The 19,767-nt window shown below is 68.1% G+C and carries 23 protein-coding genes; 7 read left to right on the forward strand and 16 right to left on the reverse strand.

All coding sequences use genetic code 11. The annotated features are described in order from the left end of the window. Together ACWEWT_RS34715 and ACWEWT_RS34720 are read right to left on the reverse strand one after the other, a co-directional pair. A partial coding sequence (locus ACWEWT_RS34715) for a Scr1 family TA system antitoxin-like transcriptional regulator (protein WP_452565155.1) occupies window positions 1-84 on the reverse strand: 84 nt, incomplete at its 3' end. Between the two features lie 83 nt (window positions 85-167). Beyond that, window positions 168-893 (reverse strand): TetR/AcrR family transcriptional regulator, encoded by a 726-nt coding sequence (locus tag ACWEWT_RS34720; RefSeq protein WP_452565108.1) that lies wholly within the window; start codon window positions 891-893, stop codon window positions 168-170. An 80-nt stretch (window positions 894-973) separates the two neighbouring features. On the opposite strand from ACWEWT_RS34720, the gene ACWEWT_RS34725 reads away from it, so the two are divergent. Both ACWEWT_RS34725 and ACWEWT_RS34730 read left to right on the forward strand, forming a co-directional pair. Further along, the gene (locus ACWEWT_RS34725) at window positions 974-1,879 is read left to right on the forward strand and encodes an alpha/beta fold hydrolase (protein WP_452565109.1); all 906 of its coding nucleotides are present in this window, start codon (window positions 974-976) and stop codon (window positions 1,877-1,879) included. Window positions 1,880-2,007: 128 nt separating this feature from the next. Further along, window positions 2,008-2,802, forward strand: coding sequence for a thioesterase family protein (locus tag ACWEWT_RS34730; RefSeq protein ID WP_452565111.1), 795 nt, complete (start codon window positions 2,008-2,010; stop codon window positions 2,800-2,802). A 211-nt stretch (window positions 2,803-3,013) separates the two neighbouring features. On the opposite strand, the gene ACWEWT_RS34735 is transcribed toward ACWEWT_RS34730, so the two are convergent. The 3 genes from ACWEWT_RS34735 to ACWEWT_RS34745 all read right to left on the reverse strand — a co-directional run bounded on the left by ACWEWT_RS34735 (window position 3,014) and on the right by ACWEWT_RS34745 (window position 4,327). Beyond that, on the reverse strand, window positions 3,014-3,397 hold the full coding sequence (locus tag ACWEWT_RS34735; RefSeq protein ID WP_452565113.1) for a phage holin family protein: 384 nt from the start codon (window positions 3,395-3,397) through the stop codon (window positions 3,014-3,016). Window positions 3,398-3,523: 126 nt separating this feature from the next. Beyond that, the gene (locus tag ACWEWT_RS34740) at window positions 3,524-4,105 is read right to left on the reverse strand and encodes a Clp protease N-terminal domain-containing protein (RefSeq protein ID WP_452565114.1); all 582 of its coding nucleotides are present in this window, start codon (window positions 4,103-4,105) and stop codon (window positions 3,524-3,526) included. Next, window positions 4,106-4,327, reverse strand: a complete 222-nt coding sequence (locus tag ACWEWT_RS34745; protein WP_452565115.1) for a helix-turn-helix domain-containing protein — start codon at window positions 4,325-4,327, stop codon at window positions 4,106-4,108. It lies immediately after the preceding gene. 108 nt (window positions 4,328-4,435) lie between these two features. Between ACWEWT_RS34745 and ACWEWT_RS34750 the strand changes: the two genes are divergently transcribed. Together ACWEWT_RS34750 and ACWEWT_RS34755 are read left to right on the forward strand one after the other, a co-directional pair. Then, on the forward strand, window positions 4,436-5,419 hold the full coding sequence (locus ACWEWT_RS34750; RefSeq protein ID WP_452565116.1) for an ATP-binding cassette domain-containing protein: 984 nt from the start codon (window positions 4,436-4,438) through the stop codon (window positions 5,417-5,419). Beyond that, window positions 5,416-6,240, forward strand: coding sequence for an ABC transporter permease (locus ACWEWT_RS34755; RefSeq protein WP_452565118.1), 825 nt, complete (start codon window positions 5,416-5,418; stop codon window positions 6,238-6,240). The genes ACWEWT_RS34750 and ACWEWT_RS34755 overlap by 4 nt, the downstream gene beginning before the upstream one ends. On the opposite strand, the gene ACWEWT_RS34760 is transcribed toward ACWEWT_RS34755, so the two are convergent. From ACWEWT_RS34760 to ACWEWT_RS34770, 3 genes are all read right to left on the reverse strand, one after another. Beyond that, window positions 6,222-9,668 carry a BTAD domain-containing putative transcriptional regulator gene (locus tag ACWEWT_RS34760; protein ID WP_452565119.1) on the reverse strand — a complete coding sequence of 1,149 codons (3,447 nt, stop codon included), beginning with the start codon at window positions 9,666-9,668 and terminating at the stop codon, window positions 6,222-6,224. The two genes, ACWEWT_RS34755 and ACWEWT_RS34760, sit on opposite strands and share 19 nt — an antisense overlap. Window positions 9,669-9,767: 99 nt before the next feature. Beyond that, window positions 9,768-10,853 carry a PLP-dependent cysteine synthase family protein gene (locus ACWEWT_RS34765; RefSeq protein ID WP_452565120.1) on the reverse strand — a complete coding sequence of 362 codons (1,086 nt, stop codon included), beginning with the start codon at window positions 10,851-10,853 and terminating at the stop codon, window positions 9,768-9,770. Further along, a complete protein-coding gene (locus tag ACWEWT_RS34770) occupies window positions 10,850-11,293 on the reverse strand; it encodes a DUF4229 domain-containing protein (protein ID WP_452565121.1) in 444 nt (147 codons plus the stop codon). The genes ACWEWT_RS34765 and ACWEWT_RS34770 overlap by 4 nt, the downstream gene beginning before the upstream one ends. A 159-nt stretch (window positions 11,294-11,452) precedes the next feature. Here ACWEWT_RS34770 and ACWEWT_RS34775 point away from each other — a divergent pair, with 159 nt between their 5' ends. Together ACWEWT_RS34775 and ACWEWT_RS34780 are read left to right on the forward strand one after the other, a co-directional pair. Continuing rightward, window positions 11,453-11,668 (forward strand): BldC family transcriptional regulator, encoded by a 216-nt coding sequence (locus ACWEWT_RS34775; RefSeq protein WP_449905467.1) that lies wholly within the window; start codon window positions 11,453-11,455, stop codon window positions 11,666-11,668. A gap of 139 nt (window positions 11,669-11,807) precedes the next feature. Then, complete coding sequence (locus ACWEWT_RS34780) at window positions 11,808-12,008, forward strand: hypothetical protein (RefSeq protein WP_452565123.1); 201 nt, start codon at window positions 11,808-11,810, stop codon at window positions 12,006-12,008. 57 nt (window positions 12,009-12,065) lie between these two features. On the opposite strand, the gene ACWEWT_RS34785 is transcribed toward ACWEWT_RS34780, so the two are convergent. The 8 genes from ACWEWT_RS34785 to hemL all read right to left on the reverse strand — a co-directional run bounded on the left by ACWEWT_RS34785 (window position 12,066) and on the right by hemL (window position 19,179). Continuing rightward, window positions 12,066-12,290, reverse strand: a complete 225-nt coding sequence (locus ACWEWT_RS34785; RefSeq protein WP_452565125.1) for a hypothetical protein — start codon at window positions 12,288-12,290, stop codon at window positions 12,066-12,068. 167 nt (window positions 12,291-12,457) lie between these two features. After that, on the reverse strand, window positions 12,458-13,426 hold the full coding sequence (gene ccsB, locus ACWEWT_RS34790; protein WP_452565126.1) for a c-type cytochrome biogenesis protein CcsB: 969 nt from the start codon (window positions 13,424-13,426) through the stop codon (window positions 12,458-12,460). A gap of 88 nt (window positions 13,427-13,514) precedes the next feature. Further along, window positions 13,515-15,134, reverse strand: a complete 1,620-nt coding sequence (gene resB, locus ACWEWT_RS34795; protein WP_452565128.1) for a cytochrome c biogenesis protein ResB — start codon at window positions 15,132-15,134, stop codon at window positions 13,515-13,517. After that, entirely contained in the window at window positions 15,131-16,018 is an 888-nt protein-coding gene (locus tag ACWEWT_RS34800; protein WP_452565129.1) for a cytochrome c biogenesis CcdA family protein, read from the reverse strand. Before ACWEWT_RS34800 ends, resB begins: the two co-directional genes overlap by 4 nt. After that, a complete protein-coding gene (locus ACWEWT_RS34805) occupies window positions 16,015-16,269 on the reverse strand; it encodes a hypothetical protein (RefSeq protein WP_452565130.1) in 255 nt (84 codons plus the stop codon). The genes ACWEWT_RS34800 and ACWEWT_RS34805 overlap by 4 nt, the downstream gene beginning before the upstream one ends. Continuing rightward, entirely contained in the window at window positions 16,266-16,904 is a 639-nt protein-coding gene (locus ACWEWT_RS34810) for a TlpA disulfide reductase family protein (RefSeq protein WP_452565131.1), read from the reverse strand. Before ACWEWT_RS34810 ends, ACWEWT_RS34805 begins: the two co-directional genes overlap by 4 nt. 152 nt (window positions 16,905-17,056) lie before the next feature. Continuing rightward, the gene (locus ACWEWT_RS34815; RefSeq protein WP_452565156.1) at window positions 17,057-17,674 is read right to left on the reverse strand and encodes a histidine phosphatase family protein; all 618 of its coding nucleotides are present in this window, start codon (window positions 17,672-17,674) and stop codon (window positions 17,057-17,059) included. Between the two features lie 170 nt (window positions 17,675-17,844). Then, window positions 17,845-19,179 (reverse strand): glutamate-1-semialdehyde 2,1-aminomutase, encoded by a 1,335-nt coding sequence (gene hemL, locus ACWEWT_RS34820; protein ID WP_452565132.1) that lies wholly within the window; start codon window positions 19,177-19,179, stop codon window positions 17,845-17,847. A 184-nt stretch (window positions 19,180-19,363) separates the two neighbouring features. Here hemL and ACWEWT_RS34825 point away from each other — a divergent pair, with 184 nt between their 5' ends. Continuing rightward, a complete protein-coding gene (locus ACWEWT_RS34825) occupies window positions 19,364-19,759 on the forward strand; it encodes a hypothetical protein (RefSeq protein WP_452565134.1) in 396 nt (131 codons plus the stop codon). Window positions 19,760-19,767: the final 8 nt, after the last annotated feature.

The raw sequence follows: 19,767 nt of genomic DNA on the forward strand, positions 1-19,767 counted from the left end.
GAAGCGCAGAATCGTGAAAGAGCTTCCCGCAGCGGCATGTTCACCCGCGGAGAACGGAACCACCTGAATCGTCACATTCGGCAACCGGGTCAGATTACACCTGGACGGCGCAAACGCCGCGCACTACGGCACCGAATGGCTGTGCCAGTACGCCTGAGCCCCGCTGTTCAGCGGGATTCCCCAGGAGATCCGGGCGGCCGGTCCGGCGTCAGCAAACCCTCGAGCGCCCGGCGTATCACGAGTTCGAAGATGTCGGCCGGCGGATCGGTGTCGCGGTGCGAGGTACCCAGCGCCGCCGCGAGGTACGGATGGTCGCCCGCCGCTGCGGTTCTGGAGAGGTAGGCCGCCTGAGCGGCACGCCGCGACCGGTCGGCCGACCGGTCGACCACCGCGGCGCGGGCGAGCTGCTGGACGAGCGCGTTGAGCGCGGCGATCGCTTGTAGCTTCATCGGCCCGGACAGGTCGACGGCCGCCATCGCCCGCAGTGCGTATTCGAGATACCGGATTCCGTGTGGCCCGACTCGTAACGGCTCGACCGGAATATCGAGCAGCCACGGATATTTCAGGTAGACGCTCTTCGCGCGGACGGCCAGTGCGGTGAGGTCGTCGATCACCGCACCGCTCGGCGGTATACCGAGATCCACCTCGCCGGCGGCGGCATCGACCATGAGGTCGAGCACATCGTCGCGACTGGATACGTAGCGATACAGAGCCGACTGGCTCACGCTCAGCTGCTCGGCGATCCGGCGGGTGGAGACTGCGGCCAGACCACCCCGCCCGGCCAGCTCGATCGCTACCGCGGCAAGTTTTTCCCGGCTGTGCGCGGGAGCCGGACCACGTTTGCCGTCGACACGCTCCCACACCGTGGGGTTCGTCTGCCCGGACTGTGTCACTCGCCACACCCTTCTGATCGGCGCCGGTCATGCCATATTCTAAAACTGCGTTCACTGATCACTATTAATGGAGGTTCGCGATGACATCGGGGACGGCATGGGGACCGCGGCGCTGGGCCCGGAACGGGGCGGTGCGCCTCGCGTTGGACGAGTTCCGGCCGGAGCTCGGCGGCGAGCCGCTGCTGGTGGCCACCGGTTTGGGCGCCAACCGGCACTGGCTTCCCGACGGGTTCTGCGAGCAGCTGGTCGAGCACGGTTTCGCGGTGGCGCGCTACGACCAGCGCGACGGCGGCGAATCGACTCACCTACCGCCGACCGCGGTCCGCAACCCGATCACCGCGCTGCTGGCGCGACGCGGCGCGGCCTACACCGCCGAAGATATGGCCGACGATGCGATGGCGGTACTCGACGAACTGGGTTGGAGTTCGGCGCATCTGCTGGGAGTGTCCCTCGGCGGCGCGGTCGCGCAGCGTATCACCCTGCGCCATCCCGACCGAGTACGTTCGCTCATTTCCGCGGATGCGGTACCCGGTGATGTCACCGGTCTGCGCACGCTGCGCTACATCCGGCTGGGCACGCTCGCGAAATTCGCGCGGGTGAAGTTCCCGGACACCCGGGAGGGTGCGGTCGACGCGGGTGTCGTGGTGGCAAAACTGCTGGCCTCCCCGAAACGCGAATTCGACGAAGCCGCGGTGCGCACCCGGCTGGAACATGATCCGGACAGCGGGATTCACGATCAAGAGGCGCAGAGCCGGCAGATCGGGGCGCGATGGAGCGGTCCGGCGATCACCGAGATCACCCGGCCCACCCTGGTCGTGCACGGCGAAGACGATCCGCTGATCAAAACCAGTGCGGCCCGTGCCATCGCGTCGCGCATTCCCGGCTCCAGGCTGCTCCTGCTGCCCGAGGTCGGACACGAGCTACCGGAGAACTCGTGGCGACCACTCGCGTCCGCTATCCGCGAACTCGCCGACACCCACGTGTAATCCTCGGACGGCCGGCGGGTCGCCCACCCCGGCAGAGGTTGCCGTACCGCGCGGCTCCGGGATTTCGGATGTAACGTGTTCCACTTCAGGAATTTCGACCGGACAGTCCGAAGGGGGATCGGTCGCAGATGGTGAGTTTCTTCGACAGCCGCGGCGGTCGACTCGTCGCGGAGAAACTGGCGATCAGCCCGTGGGCGCCCGCGAATCTGAGCGGAACCGGTGTGTGCGGTCTGCTCGCCCGGGAACTCGAACGCCAGTGCCCCGGCGGCTTCGTCCCGGCCCGCTTCACCGCCGACCTCTACCAGCCGGTGCTCAACGCACCATTCGATATGCGCACCAGCGTGGTTCGCCGCGGTTCCCGGATCACCCTCGTCGATACCGTCCTGGCGCAGGAAGGCCGGGACCGGGTCCGGGCGTCGGCCGTATTCCTCACGCCCGGTACCGAACCGCCGGGCGAAGTATGGAGCCCGAGCGAGGAGCTGCCGGTACCGCCGGAGGGTTGTACGGCGCCGGAGGGATCCCCACCGCTGTTCCGAAGCGGTGGCCGCGACTGGACCGCCGATTTCGGCGCGAACCAGAACGCCGACCGGAAGACCACCTGGCAGAGCCTGCCGCCGCTGATCGCCGGCGAGCCGATCACACCGTTCCAGCGTGCCGCGATCATGGGCGATGCCACCAACCATCTGTGCCACTGGGGGTCCGAAGGCGCCGGCTATATCAACGCCGACGTCACTGTGACTCTCTGCCGGCTCCCACTCGGCTACGAACTCGGCCTGCGCGCCGACAGCACCATCGCCTCGGCCGGGATCTCCATCGGCACCGCCACTCTCTACGACCGCACCGGTCCGGTCGGCACCTGCGTGGTGACCACACTGTCGAACGCTCGCCGTCAGATCGATTTCTCCACCGACCCGCTCGCCTGAAGCCTCGTTCGGGCCGGTCCCTGTCACGTCATCCGCGACGCTCATGTCCCCTGGCTGTGGACCGAATGACGGACGCCGACGCCACCCGTGCCGCGGAGCCGGGCGGGCGGGCGTGCGGTCTCCGAATGACACCGCACGCCTTCGCTGTCAGTCGGGCTCGGCGAGCCGCCGGGGCCTGCCGAGCCCGGCCCGTGCCACCGGCGGCGAGGATTCAGTCGTTGTCCGGGATCAGTATCCCGATGGCCCAGTTGACGAGCGTGACGATGATGGCGCCCAGGAACGCCGCCCAGAAACCGTCGATGCGCAGACCGTAGTCGGTGGCCTCGGTGATCCATGCCGTGAGCCAGAGCATCAGGGCGTTGATCACCAGCAGGAACAGTCCGAGGGTCAGGATGACCAGCGGCAGCGACAGCAGTTTCACGAGGGGTTTGACGAAAGCGTTCACCACCGTGAACACCACCGCGACCGCCAGCAGGACCACGATCTTCGCGCCGTTGCCCTGGTCGGGCGGGGAGACGATTTCGATGTCGCCGACCCAGAGGGCGGCCAGCCAGATAGCGAACGCGGTACCGATCAAGCGGAGCACAAGCTGCATAGCTCATGCTAAGCACACCGGCCCGCCGTGTGCCGGATACAGCCGTATCCGCGGCCCGCCCCGGCCGCGGATACGGAGCCGTCCAGCAAAGCTGCTCGGCACCGTGGCCGGGGTGGGCCGCCCTGATCACGCCGCCTTGTCGAGGAAGGTGTGGACCTCACCACGCAGGCGGGTTATTCCGGTGGCGCCGCCGAGCAGTTCGGTGGCGACCGGCCCGGGCGCGCGCAGGATCCCGAGCAGTACATGTCCGGTCTCGATGGACCTGTCCTTGCGCGCGAGCGCCTCGCGTAGTGACAGTTCCAGTACTTTCCTGGCGCCGGGTGTGAAGGGGATATTCCCGAACCGGCCGCCGCGGCGGCCGCGCGGAGTCCGGGATTCGTCGGCAGGTACGGCTCGGTCCAGGGCGTCGGCACCGAAGTTCGCCTCCAGACTCTCCCGCACCGCGTCCAGGTCGATGCCGATGGACCGCAACGCTTCGGCGTCGCCCGGACCCAGCGGCTCGTCGGCGCTCGCGGCGCCGAGGGATCCCTGCGCGCTGTCCAGGGTCAGGCCGCTCCCCTCGAGTAGTACCTGCAATTGCGGTTCGCCTTGTTCGAGCAGTCCGAGCAGCAGGTGCTCGACGCGGATCTCCGGCGAATGCAATTCGCGCGCCTGTTCCTGTGCCGCGACCACCGCCATGCGGGCGTTCCTGGCAAATCTCTCGAACATCTATCGACCCCTGCCTCTCCGGGTGTGTTTCTGATGGACCGCCTGTTTGCTGACCTCGAGCGCGTCGGCGATGGCCTGCCAGGACCAGCCCTGGTCCCGGGCATTGGCCACCTGGATGGCCTCGAGCCGTTCGAGGAGTCTGCGCAGCGCCAGTACCGCCCGTAGACCCACGGCCGGGTCCGGGCTGCCCGCCGCCGCGGCCAGCGTGGTTGCTTCTGTCATACGTCAATTTTTATTGACATCTCCGGTGAATGTCAACAAAAATTGACGACAGGCGGACGCAAACGCGACGCAAGAGCCGTGCAAGACAGGACGAGGAACGTAGCCGATATGACGAAACACGCATCAGCGACCACGTTCGCGATCGAAGCGAACGACCTGGTCAAGGTATTCGGCACCCAGCGGGCCGTCGACGGAGTGAGTCTGGCCGTCCCGCAGGGGTCGGTCTACGGCGTGCTCGGACCGAACGGAGCGGGGAAGACCACGACCATCCGTATGCTCGCCACCCTGCTGCGTCCCGACGCCGGCAACGCCCGTGTCTTCGGCCACGATGTCGTCGCCGAACCCGGTGCGGTGCGCTCGCTCATCGGCGTGACCGGCCAGTACGCCTCGGTCGACGAGGATCTGACCGCCACCGAGAATCTGATGGTCTTCTCCCGGCTGCTCGGACTGAGCCGGTCGGCGGCCAGACAGCGGACCGCCGACCTACTCGACGAATTCGAACTCACCGACGCCGCGAACAAACCGCTGAAGAACTTCTCCGGCGGTATGCGCCGGCGGCTGGACCTGGCGGCGGGGCTCATCGCGACCCCGCCGCTGCTGTTCCTCGACGAACCGACCACCGGCCTGGACCCCCGCACCCGGGCCCAGATGTGGGAAACGATCCGCCGGCTGGTGCGGGGCGGCACAACCGTGCTGCTCACCACCCAATACCTGGACGAGGCCGATCAACTGGCCGACCGGATCGCGGTGATCGATCACGGCCGGGTGATCGCCGACGGCACCGCCGACGAATTGAAGGCATCCGTCGGCGGGTCATCGCTGCACCTGACCATCGCCGACCGGTCCCGGCTCGCGGACGCCCGGCGGATCATCGCCGAGGTATTGCGCACCGACGCCCAGACCACCCCGGAGGCGGGCCGGCTCACCGCGGCGCTGCCCGACCCGAACAGCACCACCGATCTCCTGATCAGGCTGCGCGACGGCGATATCGCGGTAGAGGAGATCACCGTGACCAAACCCAGCCTCGACGAAGTCTTCCTGACCCTCACCGGCCACCCGGCCGAAGCCGATACCGAACGGACCGCAGCATGACCACCACCCTGACCGCGCCCGCCACCGCAGCAGCTGCGCGGATTCCGCAACCGGCCGCCCGGATCGGGGTGCGCAGAACTTTCGAGAACACCCTCACCATGGCCTATCGCGGCCTGCTCAAGATCAAGCACAACCCCGAGCAACTGTTCGATGTGGTGATCCAGCCGGTGATCTTCACCCTGATGTTCACCTACATCTTCGGTGGGGCCATCTCCGGCGATGTGAAGAGCTATCTGCCGGTGATCATTCCGGGCATTCTGGTACAGACAGTGGTGATGACCTCGGTCGTCACCGGCGTGCAGCTCAAAGAGGATATGGAGAAAGGGGTTTTCGACCGCTTCAAATCCCTGCCGATAGCCCGGATAGCCGCCCTGTCGGGTGCGCTCACCGCCGATATGGTGCGCTACGGCATCGCCTCGGTCTTGACCGTGGTGATGGGTTTCATCATGGGTTACCGTCCGGAGCCGGCCGGTGTCCTGCTGGCGGTGCTGCTGGTCGTGGTCTGCTCCTTCGCCACCAGCTGGATCTGGGCCTTCTTCGGCGTGATCGCGAACAAGGCCTCGGCGGTGCAGGGCTATTCCATGCTGGTCATGTTCCCGCTCACCTTCGCCTCTCCGGCGTTCGTCCCCAAGGAGACCATGCCGGGTTGGCTGCAGGCGTTCATCGACGTCAACCCGGTCTCCCATCTGGTCTGGGCCTGCCGGGACCTGATGAACACCGGGCATATCGGAATACATGTGTTGTGGTCGCTGGTGGGCGCCGCGGCGATCATCGCGGTATTCGCACCGCTGACCGTACGGGCCTATATGCGCCGGGCCTGACGGTTCGGCTCCGGGTCCGCTCGATCGGTCACAGTCCGATCGAGCGGACCCGGAGTGCTCGTACCCACCCCACCGATCAGTTCCAGAATCCGGGTGGCGGCCGCGCTTCTGGTCGAGCCGCGCGTCGCGGCCAGCGCCTCCGACAGCCGGGACTCACCGATCCTTTCCCGCCACAGCTCGTAATGCCGCCGCCGTTCGAGAACCGGATAATCCTGCCGCCCCGACACCACCTGGGCGAGCGCGAGCAGCTCCACCCCGGCCCTGTTCCGCTCGTCCAGCGCCAGCAGGGCGGAACCGAGCGCGCAGGCCACCGCCCCGATCTGCGGGTAATCCGGGACGGTACCCAGCCGGTCCACGGCCGCCGCGGCGAGTTCCGGGACGAGCGGCGCGACCACCTCGATCCGTCCCGCGAACACATGCGCGGCGACCGTCGTCGAACACATCAGCAATGCCCCGGGCCCCGGGGTGAAATCGCCACCGGGCCAGCCCAGCAGATCCAGCGCACGCCGGAAATGGGCCAGACCGGCCTCGATATCGCCCTCGGCGAGTTCGACCTCCGCCAGACCCGCCGCGATCGTGGACAACCGGTGGTTACGGCGGATGGTCGGATCGTCGATCAGTTCCAGCCCCATCTCGCCGGACCCGGAAAGCCGCAGTGCCACGGCGAGTTCGCGGCGGGCCGCGGCGGGCTCGCCGATACCGGCCAGGCTCACCGCCATGAACGAACGTAATTCGAGGCTTTCGTCATAGGCCCGGATCCGGCTCAGCAATTCGGCCGCTTCTTCGTAATAGCCCACCGATTCGCGGTAGCGGGCGGTCTGACCGGCCAGCGCGCCCAGATGCTGCACCACCATGGCCCGGTTCCACACCTCCGCCTCGGTGGTCAGCGCCCGGGCGGCCAGCGCGTCCCGGCGGGAGGCGGATATCCGCCCCAGGTTCTCCCAGATATTCGCCCGCGCGACGAGTGCGACGAGCCGGACCTGCTTGTCCTCGGCCCGCGTACCGGCGGCGAGCAGCCGGGCCGGCCGCCGCATATCGGCGGGACAGGTCAGCAGCAGCCCGAGATAACGCAGCGACCCGGTCATCCCGGCAGCGTCGCGCAGCAGCGCGCGCACCCGGATCCGGATCACCGCCAGTTCACGGATACCGCGAGTCATGAAGCCCAGATGCAATGCGGTTATTCCGTGACCGAGCATGTACAGATCAGCGAAGGTCCCCGACGCCCGCTCCGGCGGTGGCAGGGCCAGTAGCCGCGGAATCCAGCCCATCAACTCCATATGCGCCCCGTGCGCCACCCACCGCATGGCGACCACCGGAAAGACGGCGTAGACGGTGTGCCGATCCCGTTCCGCCTCGGCGCGGCGCAGCACCGCGACGAGGTTGTCCAGCTCCGCGACCATGAGCAGAGCCGGTCCGAGTTCGTCACCGGCGAGATAGCGCTGCGCGACCGATACCGCGAAATCGCGCGCCCAGTGCGCCATGCGCGTTTCCACGAGTTCGATCTCACCACCGGTCTCCCGGTCCGCCGCGGCCAGCTGCTGCTCACCGAATTCGCGGACCGTCTCCAGCATCCGGTACCGCACGCCCGGCACGGCCTCGGCCTCGTCGGCCTCGTCCTCCACCACGGTCAGCAGAGACTGTCCCGCGAGCCCGTCCACCGCCGCCGCGATATCGCCGACCTCCGGTCCTCCCGCCACCGCCTCCGCCGCGGCCGAGGTGAATCCCGCCGGGAAACGGCACATCCGGCGCAGCACGATCCGCTCGGCCGGTTCCAGCAGATTCCAGCTCCAGGCGATCACGGCGTGCAGGGTGCGATGCCGTTCCGGTGAGGTGCGATCACCGGTGCGCAACAACGCGAAACGCTGGTCGAGGCGGCGCTCGATATCCTCCACGCTCATGGTCCGCACCCGGGCCGCGGCGAGTTCGATGGCCAGCGGCAACCCGTCCAGGGTATGGCACAACCGCGCCACGACCGCCGCGTCCAGCCGCACCGACGGCCGTACCGACCGGGCGCGGGCGGCGAACAGATCGGTCGCCGGTGAACCGGCCGGGTCGATGGTCAGCGGTGCCAGCGGATAGACCGTTTCGGCGGTGATCGCCAGCGGTGATCTGCTGGTGGTGAGCACAGTCAGCTGGGGACAGCTACCCACCAGATCGGCCACCACCAGGGCCGCGCCCTCGATCAGATGTTCACAGTTGTCCAGGACCAGCAGCATCGGCCGCGCGGAGAGCGCGTCGCGCAGCCGGCGGCCGCTGTCGGTGGGCGGGCGGACCTGTGACATCGTCCGGTCGCGCACGGTCTCACCGAGACCTACCGCGGCCGCGATCGCGGTTTCGATATCCACCGCGGCACCACGGCTCGTACCCTCCGGACGCACCGACGCCAACTCCACCAGCACCACCGGCTGGGCGGTGGCCGTCCGGGCGGCGAGTTCGTTGGCCACCCGGGTCTTACCGGCACCCCCCGGCCCCAGCACGGTGGTCACCCGCGAAACCCGCAGCAGGCGGGCCAATTCGGCGAGATCATCCGACCGCCCGAGCAGCTCGTTGGGTGCGGCCCGTACCCCGACCGCGACGACGGGCGGAGGCGGTGGCGGGACCGGTTCGGACCGTGCGGATTCCGCGTGGGAGGCGAACCGGCCCTGCAGGATCGCCGTATTGAGCTCGGTGATCGCGACCCCGGGATCGGTACCGAGTTCGGTGGCCAGGGTCGTGCGGAGGGTGGCGAAGACATCGAGTGCCTCGTTATCGCGTCCGGCGGTCGCCAGCAATCGCATCAGGGTTCGGGCCCGGGGTTCGTCCACCGGGTGTTGCCGTGCCTGTTCCCGGGCGAGCAGGACGGCGCCGTCGAGATCGCCGGTGGCCTCCCGGGCCGCCAGCTCGATACCGTCGAGCGCTCCCGCGTATTCCGCGGCCGCGGCGGCGAGTTCCGCGGCCGGCCCGCCCGGTGGGAGGTCGGTCCCCGGCTCACCGCACCACAGACCGCGTGCCCTCTCCACGATCGCCAGCGCCCGGTCCGGGTCACCTGCGGCCAAGGCGTCCCCGGCCCGCCGGGCCGCCTGCTGCGCGGCCGTCAGATCCACCTGCTCCGGGCGCAACGCGATCCGGTAACCGGCCGGCCCCGCCTCCAGCAGGCCGTCGGGCAGGGCAGCACGCAGCCGGGAGATCTGGGTGTGCAGCGCGTTCATCGGCGAGCGCGGCGGATCGTCGCCCCAGACCTCGTCGATGAGTACGGCGGCACTGCGGCTACGCCCCGGCCGCAGCGCCAGCGCCACCAGCAGCAGTCGAGCCCGGGTCCCCGGGAGCACCACGAGTTCCGCGTCGCGGCGCAGCGCGATACGACCCAGCAGCGCCACCACGAGCGCTTCGTCCGTGGACGCCGGGATCACGGGAGGACGGCCGTACGAACGACCCGGATCGACAACCATATCGACGCCATCGTAAAGAGCGCACGGCCGGAACGGACGCGAAGGTAGACGCGCGCTGCTCCGCCCGGGCCGCGCGCCGTTCCGCCACACCACCCGACGTCAGGCGTTCCACCCGCCGGTAGCGAAGAACTCCTCCAGGACCGCGGTCGGCGCGGCCAGATCCCAGCCCTGGCCCGCGATCCACTCATCGCTGAAATAGGTGCCCGCGTAGCGCTCACCGCCATCGCACAGCAGCGTCACCACGCTCCCGCTGCGGCCCTCGGCCAGCATCTGCGCGATCAGCCCGCACGCGCCCCAGAAATTGGTTCCGGTGGAACCACCCACCCGCCTGCCCAGCCCCCGGCTCGCGAACCTGGCCGCGGCGATCGAAGCGGGGTCGGGTACGTGGATCATCCGGTCCACCACCTCCGGGACGAACGAGGGTTCCATCCGGGGACGGCCGATCCCCTCGATCCGCGACGGCATCCCGGTCGTGTAATCGCGCAGGCCGGTCTCGTAGGCCCCGAAGAACGCGGAATTGTCCGGATCGACCACGGCCAGCCGGGTCGGATGCCGGCGGTAGCGCAGGTATCGGCCGATGGTCGCGCTGGTTCCGCCGGTACCGGCCCCCACCACGATCCACTCCGGCACGGGATGGCTCTCCAACGCCAGCTGGTCGAAGATCGACTCGGCAATGTTGTTGTTCCCGCGCCAGTCCGTCGCACGTTCGGCATTGGTGAACTGGTCCAGATAGTGCCCACCGCACTCCGCGGCCAGCCGGGCCGCCTCGGTGTACATATCGGGCGGTCGCCGCACGTAATGGCACCGGCCGCCCTGGGCTTCGATGAGGGCGATCTTCTGCGGCGAGGTGCCGGCCGGAACCACCGCCACGAAATCGAGGCCGAGCAGCTGGGCGAAGTACGCCTCGCTCACCGCTGTCGAACCCGAGGATGCCTCCACGATCGTGGTCCCCTCGGTGATCCAGCCGTTGCACAGGGCGTACAGGAACAGCGACCGGGCCAGCCGATGTTTCAGGCTGCCGGTGATATGGGTGGATTCGTCCTTGAGGTAGAGCTGCACATTCCAGTCCGCCGGCAACGGATAGCGCAGCAGATGGGTATCGGCGCTGCGTTGGGCGTCGGCATCGATGAGCCGGACCGCTTCGTCGGCCCAGCCTCGCGGATTGCCGCGGGCGCAGGATTTCACGCCGGGCCGCCGGCGCTACCCGATTCCCCCCGCTTCGTATCCGCGTCCGGCGCGTCCTCGGCGGTACTGCCGGATTCGTCCGCGGCGGATGCGGCCGGCCCGTCGTCCGCGGCCTCGCCGCGCAACCGGGCCCGCAGTTGCGCCTTGTCCCGGCGGCGGCGTTCGTCCACGGCCGCGATATCGGAGTTCACCTTCCCCCGCAGGCCCTTGAACAGGGTGAGCGAGAGCGGCAAGGCGATGACGATCGCGAAGAGGATGGCGACGATCAGCGGTATCTGCACCGTGGCCACCGCCGCCACGGCCATGATCACGGCGGTGAGTAGCACGACCAGCACCAGCCGGGCCAGGGTGTAGAGCGCCAGGTTGCGGGCCAATCGGCGGCCCGGCGACGTACCGGGCCGGGGGTCGGTCGGTTCCTCGGATAGGTTCGCGTCACTCACCTGACCAGCGTAAGCGACGCCCCGGACCGGACCGCATCGCGTATCCGTTTTGTCCATTACCTCCGCTTTACCAACAGTAGGTGGTTCGAACACCCGGGGGTCGCGGTGCCACTATGTCGGAATCCGATGAGAAAACGTGACGAAACAGAAAGGTTTGCCATGACCGCGATCGCCGTGGGGGTGCAGGAGAACCTGTTGACCCCGGGCCAGGTTGCCGCCCTGTTCCACGTAGACCCCAAAACCGTCACCCGCTGGGCGCACGCGGGCCGGCTCGGCTCGCTGCGCACCCCGGGTGGACATCGCCGGTTCCGCGAATCGGAGGTGATGCGGTTGCTCGAATCGCTCACCACCGAGGCGACCGTACGCGGTAGCTGAGCCACACCGCACCCACACAGGGCAGCTCGGCCGCACCGCGGCTGAGCTACACCCGGGCAGCACGTCTACCATCACCACCTCGGCCGCCCATACCCACCGGCGGCTCCGGGAGTTAACCTCGTTGGAGGAGGTGAGCCACGTGATGTACCTGTTGGCGCTCATCGCGATCGTGGCGATCGTGGTGCTGTGCTGGAAGGCATTCGGCCCCGGAGGCGGCACGACCGCTCCGGGACCGACCCGAAAGCGTGTTCTCGGCCCGGACGACGATCCCGAATTCCTGTGGCGTATCTCGCGTCAGCAGAAACACCGGGACGGCGATCCGGGATCGGCAGAGCACTGAACTCCTCGCCCGCACAACGCCCGGCCGCGGGTTTCCCCGCGGCACGGAGGGGCGGGTTCAATCGGCGGTGCTGTCCAGTTGCGGCAGCCCCTCCACCGCGCGCAATTTATCCGCGACCACGGCCAGGCGTTCCAGCGCTTCGGCGGGCAGTCCCACTGCGGTACGCACCAGTCTGAGCAGGGAGTCGGGCTCCAGCCCGCAGATGAGCGCGTTGTCGGCGGCCACTGTTGTGCAGCAATCGGCACCGCCGCTGTTATCCGAACTGAAATTCTCCGAATCCACTGCCGCTCTCCTCATTGCTCGCCGCGCTATGGAGGGGAAATGACCGGTCACACCCGATAAATCGCATACCGGGCTTTGTACAGTTCAGCAAACAACTCGACCGAACAATAGCAACCACGCATTGCAGCGGAGTAACGATCATTACGGCCGGAGAAATAGGCCCGCGATCAGGTCAGACCGGAGTAGCTGTGCAGACCGGAAACCACCAGATTGATGATGAACAGGTTGAACAGCATCGCGACGAATCCGGCCACATTGATCCACGCGGCTTTCGTATCGCGCCAGCCCGAGGTCGCCCGCGCGTGCAGATACGCGGCGTAGAGCACCCAGGCGATGAACGAGCAGGTCTCCTTGGGGTCCCAGCCCCAGAAGCGTCCCCACGCCGCCTCGGCCCAGATGGCGCCGAGGATCACCCCCGCCCCGAAGAGCGGGAAACCGATGATGGTGGTGCGGTAGGCCAGCCGATCCAGGGTGCGGGCATCGGGTAACCGGCGCGCGATCACGCCCAGGATATTCGGCGATTCCCCGCCTTCGGGCTGCCGCAGCCGGTACAGGAACAGCAGGCTCGCCACACCCGACACCAGGAACACCCCGCTGCCCAGGCTCACGATCGTGACGTGCAGCGGCAGCCAGAACGACCGCAGCGCCGGTACCACCGGAGCCGCGTCCGAATAGAGCACCGTGCCGCCGAGGAACATCAGAATCAGCATGGGGACGAGCAGGAAAACCCACATCGCCCGATAGCGCACGTCCCGCATGAGCACCAGCCCGACCAGCGCGGCGGCCGCGGTCGCCATGGAGACGAATTCGTACATATTGCCGAGCGGGAAACGGCCGGTCGCGAAGCCGCGCGCGACGATCGAACCGATATGCAGTGCCACCGCGACGAACAGCACCGAGAAGGCGATATTGCCGAGCCGCTCGGACAGCGGCACCGTCGGCTCCTCGGCGATCCGGCCCGGGGTCTCGCTGCCCGCCGTCACGCCACCGGCGGCAACCATCTCCCGATCGCTCACCTGCCGGACGCGCGCCGAGGCGTACTGCACGATCAGTAGCACAAGCACCAGCGCGTACACGACGATCGACGTCTTGTAGGCGAGGTCGCTGTAGCCGGCGAGCGTATCGTCGATCGGCATCGTTGCATCTCCCGTGTTCGTACCGCGGTGCTCATCGGGCAGGCTCTGCCCGTGCGTGGTCGCCCACGCCCTGTTCTCGGGGCGGCGTTCAGTCGCCGGACGCGTCCAGCAGGCGGTGGCGCAGGCGGTCGAACTCCCCACCCCAACCGGCCTGGTCGGTCCGGGCCAGCCCGCCCATCTCTACTACGACGCGTCGTTGCTCCACGGTACCCTCCGGGGTCACCCGCAACCAGACCCGCCTCCGCGAAACGAGCAGCGAGACCAGCAGGCCGCCCATCATCACCACCGCGCTCACCAGCACCCACTGCTGCGCCGGATCATGCGAAACCTGGATGTTCGCGAACTCCTCGGCACCGTCGAAACGAATCTCGGTGCCGTTGGGCAATGTCGTGGTCTCACCCGGCCGCAGATTCACCCGGGCCTCCTTGGTGAGCCTTCCCTGCGCCACCATCTCCTGATCCAGCGCGAAGATCGACTGCGGGCGGCCGGTATCCAGACCCGTATCACCCCGATAGACATCCACCGCGACCGCCGGGTCGGTCATCGCCGGGTACACCGAAGTGAGCAGGGATCCGTGAAAGCCCGCGGTCGGCGCGAACAGTCCCTCGATCGCGATCTGATTCCGGCGTCGCTCGGCATCGGTGGCGAACATCCCACCCGGCGGATCGATACGCAGCACCCCGCTGGAGAGGAAGGTCTGCATATCGGTGGGTTGCCACTGGATGGTCTCGGTACGCTTCTCACCGTTCGGGAAGGTCACCGTGAATGTCGGCGCGTAACCGTGCCCCTGCAGATAGACCCGGTCACCACCGACCCGCAACGGATGGTTCACCTTGATGGTGGTGTCCCGCCAGGTACCGGTGGCCAGATCCGCCCCCTCCTGATAAGCGATATCGGAGGTGAACATCTCGGCCTGACCGTTGTCGAGGTAGTCGGCTCGGAAGTTCTTGACCCGGACACACAGCGGGTTGATACCGGTGCCGTCGCTCACGTTCCCGGCGCGGAAGGAATCGAACACCGCGGGTGAGGTCGTACAGAAACCGGGCCCGTCGTTCGCGATCACGATGACATTGCCTTCGTAACCGAACAGCTTCCCCACCGCGATGGCGACCAGCAACCCGACCAACGCCAGATGGAACACCAGATTGCCCAGCTCGCGGGTGTAGCCCTTCTCCGCGGACAGTGTCACCTCACCGTCGCGCTCACCGGGCCGCGTCTCGGTACGCCACCCGCGCAGCCGGGTCCGGGCCCGGTCGGCGATCTCTTCCGGGGTGCCGTCGAGCACCACACGATGGTGGTGCGGCAGCCGCCCCAGGTTGCGCGGTACCCGCACCGGCGGGGTCCGCAGCGCACGGTAGTGGTCCACGGTGCGCGGCAGGATACAACCCACCAGGGAGATGAACAGCAGCACATAGATCGCGGTGAACCAGAAACTGGAGAACACATCGAACAGCTCGAACCGGTCCATCCAGGCGCCGAGAACCGGCCGGTCCGCGATATAGGTCGCGACCTTCTGTTCGTTCAGGCTGCGTTGTGGCAGCAGGGCGCCGGGAATGGCGGCCAATGCCAGCAGGAACAGCAATACCAGCGCGGTCCGCATACTGGTGAGCCCACGCCAGCCGTTGCGCACCAGCGCGAAAGCACGGCCGAGCGGAGATTGCCGGGGCGGAAGGACCGGGGGCGCCTCGGGGTGGTCTGTCACGGTCATATCGGCAGCGTCACCCCGGCGACGAACCCGTCGCGCACCCAGCCGACGAACTGATCCCAGGCCCCGGTCACCAGGGCGGCTCCCACCGCGACCAGCAGAATGCCGCCGACCACCTGGATCCGGCGCGAATTACGCCGCAGCCAGCCGACGCCGCGCAGCGCGCTCGCCGACCCGAAGGCCAGGATCACGAACGGCAGCCCGAGTCCGAGACAGTAGGCGACGATCAGCGCCACCCCGCGGACCGCGGTGGTGCCCTCGGTACCGGCGGCCACCGCCATCACACCGGACAGCGTCGGGCCCAGACACGGGGTCCAGCCGAGGGCGAATACGGCCCCGAGCAGCGGCGCCCCCGCGATCCCGGCCAGGCGCCGGGGCTCCATCCGGGTATCGCGCTGCAACGCCGGGATCAACCCCAGAAATGCCAGGCCCATCACGATGGTGACCACACCGCCCAGGCGCTGCAGCAGCTCCCGGTTGACGTTCAAGGTCTGGATGAGCCCGAAAACAGTGGCGGTGGCCAGGACGAACACCACCGTGAAACCGGCGACGAACAACCCCGCCGCACCCGCGACCCGCAGACGTCCCGAATCGGGGGCGGTCGCCGGACCGCTGTCCACGGTCGCCGGGGTTTCGGTGCGCACCGCCGTCGTGGCACCACCCGTGGGTGCCGTACTCCGGCTGCGGGCCTGGCCCACGGTCACCGGCGGCGCCTGCGCGCCCACCAGACCGGCCAGATAGGACAGATACCCCGGAACCAGCGGTACGACGCACGGTGACGCGAACGACACCAATCCGGCCAACAGGCAGGCGCCGAGGGCGAGCAGCAACGGCCCCGTGGCCGCTGTCTGCTGAAACGATTCCCCCACTCCTGCCAACACCGTCAACGCGAACTACGCTCCGATTCGCCCTCGGAGTTGTTCGTGCGCCGCTCGTCCTCGCGGCCGCCCGGCGCGGTCGAGCCCCGGCCGCTGGACGGGCGCGAACTCGATACCCGCCGGTCGCTGCCGGCCTGCTGAGTCGCGGGCTGTAGCTCCCACGAGCCGAGCGAGGATTTCACCAGCACCTCGGCGCGGACGCCGCGTGGTGGCCGGGTCGCCCCGTAACGGCGTACGCCTCGGGATCGAAGACTTCTCATGATGCTCCCTCCGCGGCGATGCCCTGCACCACCGGTAAAAGATCGTCTGCGAGTAGGGCGCGCAAGAAAACTGCCGCTACCCGGTGGTCCCGATCCAATACCAGAGTTGTGGGTATGACACTGGTCGGGAAATTTCCACCGAGCGCCAGCAACGTGCGCATCGACGGGTCATAGATCGACGGATAACCGACGTGGTTATCGATAACGAAATCTCGTGCTTTGTCCTGCTGGAAATCACGGACATTGATCCCGAGAAAAGCGACCCCGAGATCTTTGGTCTGCTCGTAGACTTGTTCGAGCGCGGGGGCTTCACCTCGACACGGCCCGCACCATTGCCCCCATAAATTGATGACGACCACCTGACCCGGGAAATCGTCCACCGAGACGTTCTTACCGTCGTCGGACATGAGATCCGGGCCCGCGAGCTTGCCGATGGTGCCGCGGGAAGAGGGCGGATCGTAGAAGATATCGGTCTTTCCGCCCGGTGAGACGAATTCGAAGGTACCGCCGGTGGCCACCGCGTCGGTACCGGTCGAACAGGCCGAGGTCACACCCAGGCACAGCAGCGCGACGAGCGCCGGCAGCAACCGGAACGCGAATACCGCGCCACCTCGGCTCGGACGCCGACCGCTCATGCGCTCTGCCTTCTCGCGCATGAACGGGCGCCCTGCGTGGTCACGCTGCGCTACCGCCTCCGGACGCCGACCGCTCATGCGCTCTGCCTTCTGGCGCATGAACGGGCGCCCTGCGTGGTCACGCTGCGCTACCGCCTCCGGACGCCGACCGCTCATGCGCCGTGCACCGTCGGATCCGAACCGCCCGCAGGCTCGGAGTAGACGATATCGACGAGCGTGTCGCCCCGGTACACCAGCGAGGTGAGCGAGGCCAGACCGCACTGCCGGGAGCGGGGATCGTGCCAGAGCCGCTGACCTTGCAGGAACCGGCGCAATGTCCACACCGGAAGCTGATGGGATACCAGCACCACCTCACGGCCGGCCGATTCCACCCGGGCCTTGTTGACCGCGGCCAGCATACGGTGCGCGATCTGCAGGTAGGGCTCACCCCAGGACGGAGTGAACGGATCGCGCAGCTTCCACCAGTGCCGGGGTTTGCGCAGGGCGCCGTCACCGACCGATACGCGCAGACCCTCGAAGGTGTTACCGGCTTCGATGAGGTTCTCGTCGGTGCGCACGATCAGCCCGTGTTCACCCGCTATGGGTTCGGCGGTCTCCTGCGCGCGCTGCAGCGGCGACGCGATGACCAGAGCGATATCGTGATCGGCCAGCGCCCGCGCGACCGCGCCTGCCTGGGATCGCCCGGTCACCGACAGCCCGAACCCGGGCAACCTGCCGTACAGGATCCCGCGCGGATTGTGCACCTCACCGTGGCGCAGGACGTGCACGATGGTTTCGACGGCTTCGGAATCGGACGCACCGGTGGAAGGCGCGGCGGCCGCGACAGCGTCGGAAGTCGAGAGATCGGCGCCGGTCGCCGAAGTGGGTGCCGGACCGGCCGGGGCCGCGGGAGTATCCCGGTCGTCCGGGGCGGCGGATACGCGCTCGGGGTCGGGCTTGCTCACGCGCGATTTCCTTCGGGTGTGGCGCTCGCGGCCGCTTCGGCGGCGGCGGGCAGGGCTGCGGCGATTCGGTCGAACGCGGCGTCGTCGAGCGCGGCGGAGACGAACCAGGCCTCGAAGGCACTGGGCGGCGCGTAGATACCGCCGTCGAGCAGTGCGTGGAAGAAGGCCGGGTAACGCCAGGTCGCGCTCGCCTTGGCAGCGGCATAGTCGAGTACCGGTTCATCGGCGAAGAACACGCTCACCATATTGCCCGCGAACTGCACCCGGTGCGGGACCCCCGCGCCGGTGAGGGCGTCGGTGAGCAGAATCCCGAGCCGCTCGCTGTTGCGATCCAGCGCGGCGTACACGGCATCGTCCGCGGCACGCAGGGTAGCGAGCCCGGCCGCTACGGCGACCGGATTCCCGGACAGGGTGCCCGCCTGATAGACCGGGCCCAGCGGTGACAGCCGGTCCATCACGTCGGCCCGGCCGCCGAACGCGGCCGCGGGCAGCCCGCCGCTCATCACCTTTCCGAAGGTGTAGAGGTCGGCGGCCACCGGATCCAGTCCGTACCAGCCGGACGCGCTCACCCGGAAACCGGTCATCACTTCGTCCATGATGAGCAGCGCACCGTGATCAGAGGTGATCCGGCGCAGCCCGGCATTGAAATCGGGCAGCGGCGCGACGGCACCCATATTGCCGGCGGCGGCCTCGGTGATCACCGCGGCGATCTCGCCCGGGTTCGCTTCGAAGGCCGCGCGAACGGCGTCCAGGTCGTTGTAGGGCACCACCACAGTGTCGGCGGCCTGCGCCCCGGTGACTCCCGGGGAGGTCGGTAGCCCGAAGGTGGCTACTCCCGAGCCGGCGTCGGCCAGCAGCGCGTCGACGTGGCCGTGATAGCAACCGGCGAATTTGATGATCTTGGTGCGTCCGGTGTACCCACGCGCCAGCCGGACCGCGCTCATGGTCGCCTCGGTGCCGGAATTCACCAGCCGTACCTTCTGCACCGGAGCCACCCGCTCGACGATGAGTTCGGCCAGTTCCACCTCACCCGGTGTCGGCGCCCCGAACGACAGCCCCGACCCCGCGACCTCACGAACGGCCTCGACCACCGCCGGATGGGCGTGCCCCAGGATCATCGGCCCCCATGAGCACACCATATCGACGTATTCGTGCCCGTCGGCATCGGTGAGAAGACAGCCCCGCGCCGATGTGATGAACCTCGGCGTGCCGCCCACCGAACCGAAGGCCCGCACCGGGGAATTGACCCCACCGGGAACAACCGCTTCGGCTCGCTGGAAAAGCTGACTGGAGGCCGGCACTGCCGTACCGGCCACGCGCAGAGAACTCACGGCCTCCAGTTTGGCAGCCCGCCGCCGCGGAGTCGACGACAGGGTGCGCATACGTGACACACGCCGCCGAGACGACACGTCGCGAGCCGAACTTCCCGAGCCAAATACTGCGGGGCCCCGATCCGAGTGCGTAGTCTGCAGTCTGCATCGGATCAACAGCGGATCACCGGCCAGGGAGGTCGTTTTGCGTATTGCCTCGAGTACTGCGGCTCTATCTCTGGTCTCGGTCGCCTTCGGAATTCTGGCGACCGGACTCGGCGCGGGGACGGCGGCGGCCGCCGAACCGGTCGTGGACCCGGACAACGCCCGTGCCGGCTTCCGGTTGAACCAGCCCGAAACCGCGGCACTGGCCGCCGGGCCGATTCCGGCGCTGGTGGACCACGCGGTTCCGCCCTCCCGGATCGGCGCCGGGCTCGACAGCGATACCCGCCTCTACCGCGACGAGAACGGCGGCGTGCACGCCTCGCTGCGTCAGGTGATCCTGGAATCGGCGGACAACGGTGGATCGGTACTGGTGTTCTTCCATGTTCCCGGCGCGGAGCACGGCCGGGTGTTCGATATCTACCAGCAGTGGCGCTGACCGGGCGA

The organism is Nocardia sp. NPDC003963, from assembly GCF_053605105.1.

Coding starts and splice junctions, on each gene's coding strand:
- ACWEWT_RS34725 (WP_452565109.1), top strand. CDS start 974: ATGACATCGGGGACGGCATGGGGACCGCGGCGCTGGGCCCGGAACGGG.
- ACWEWT_RS34730 (WP_452565111.1), top strand. CDS start 2,008: ATGGTGAGTTTCTTCGACAGCCGCGGCGGTCGACTCGTCGCGGAGAAA.
- ACWEWT_RS34735 (WP_452565113.1), bottom strand. CDS start 3,397: ATGCAGCTTGTGCTCCGCTTGATCGGTACCGCGTTCGCTATCTGGCTG.
- ACWEWT_RS34740 (WP_452565114.1), bottom strand. CDS start 4,105: ATGTTCGAGAGATTTGCCAGGAACGCCCGCATGGCGGTGGTCGCGGCA.
- ACWEWT_RS34745 (WP_452565115.1), bottom strand. CDS start 4,327: ATGACAGAAGCAACCACGCTGGCCGCGGCGGCGGGCAGCCCGGACCCG.
- ACWEWT_RS34750 (WP_452565116.1), top strand. CDS start 4,436: ATGACGAAACACGCATCAGCGACCACGTTCGCGATCGAAGCGAACGAC.
- ACWEWT_RS34755 (WP_452565118.1), top strand. CDS start 5,416: ATGACCACCACCCTGACCGCGCCCGCCACCGCAGCAGCTGCGCGGATT.
- ACWEWT_RS34760 (WP_452565119.1), bottom strand. CDS start 9,668: ATGGTTGTCGATCCGGGTCGTTCGTACGGCCGTCCTCCCGTGATCCCG.
- ACWEWT_RS34775 (WP_449905467.1), top strand. CDS start 11,453: ATGACCGCGATCGCCGTGGGGGTGCAGGAGAACCTGTTGACCCCGGGC.
- ccsB (WP_452565126.1), bottom strand. CDS start 13,426: ATGCCGATCGACGATACGCTCGCCGGCTACAGCGACCTCGCCTACAAG.
- resB (WP_452565128.1), bottom strand. CDS start 15,134: ATGACCGTGACAGACCACCCCGAGGCGCCCCCGGTCCTTCCGCCCCGG.
- ACWEWT_RS34805 (WP_452565130.1), bottom strand. CDS start 16,269: ATGAGAAGTCTTCGATCCCGAGGCGTACGCCGTTACGGGGCGACCCGG.
- ACWEWT_RS34810 (WP_452565131.1), bottom strand. CDS start 16,904: ATGAGCGGTCGGCGTCCGAGCCGAGGTGGCGCGGTATTCGCGTTCCGG.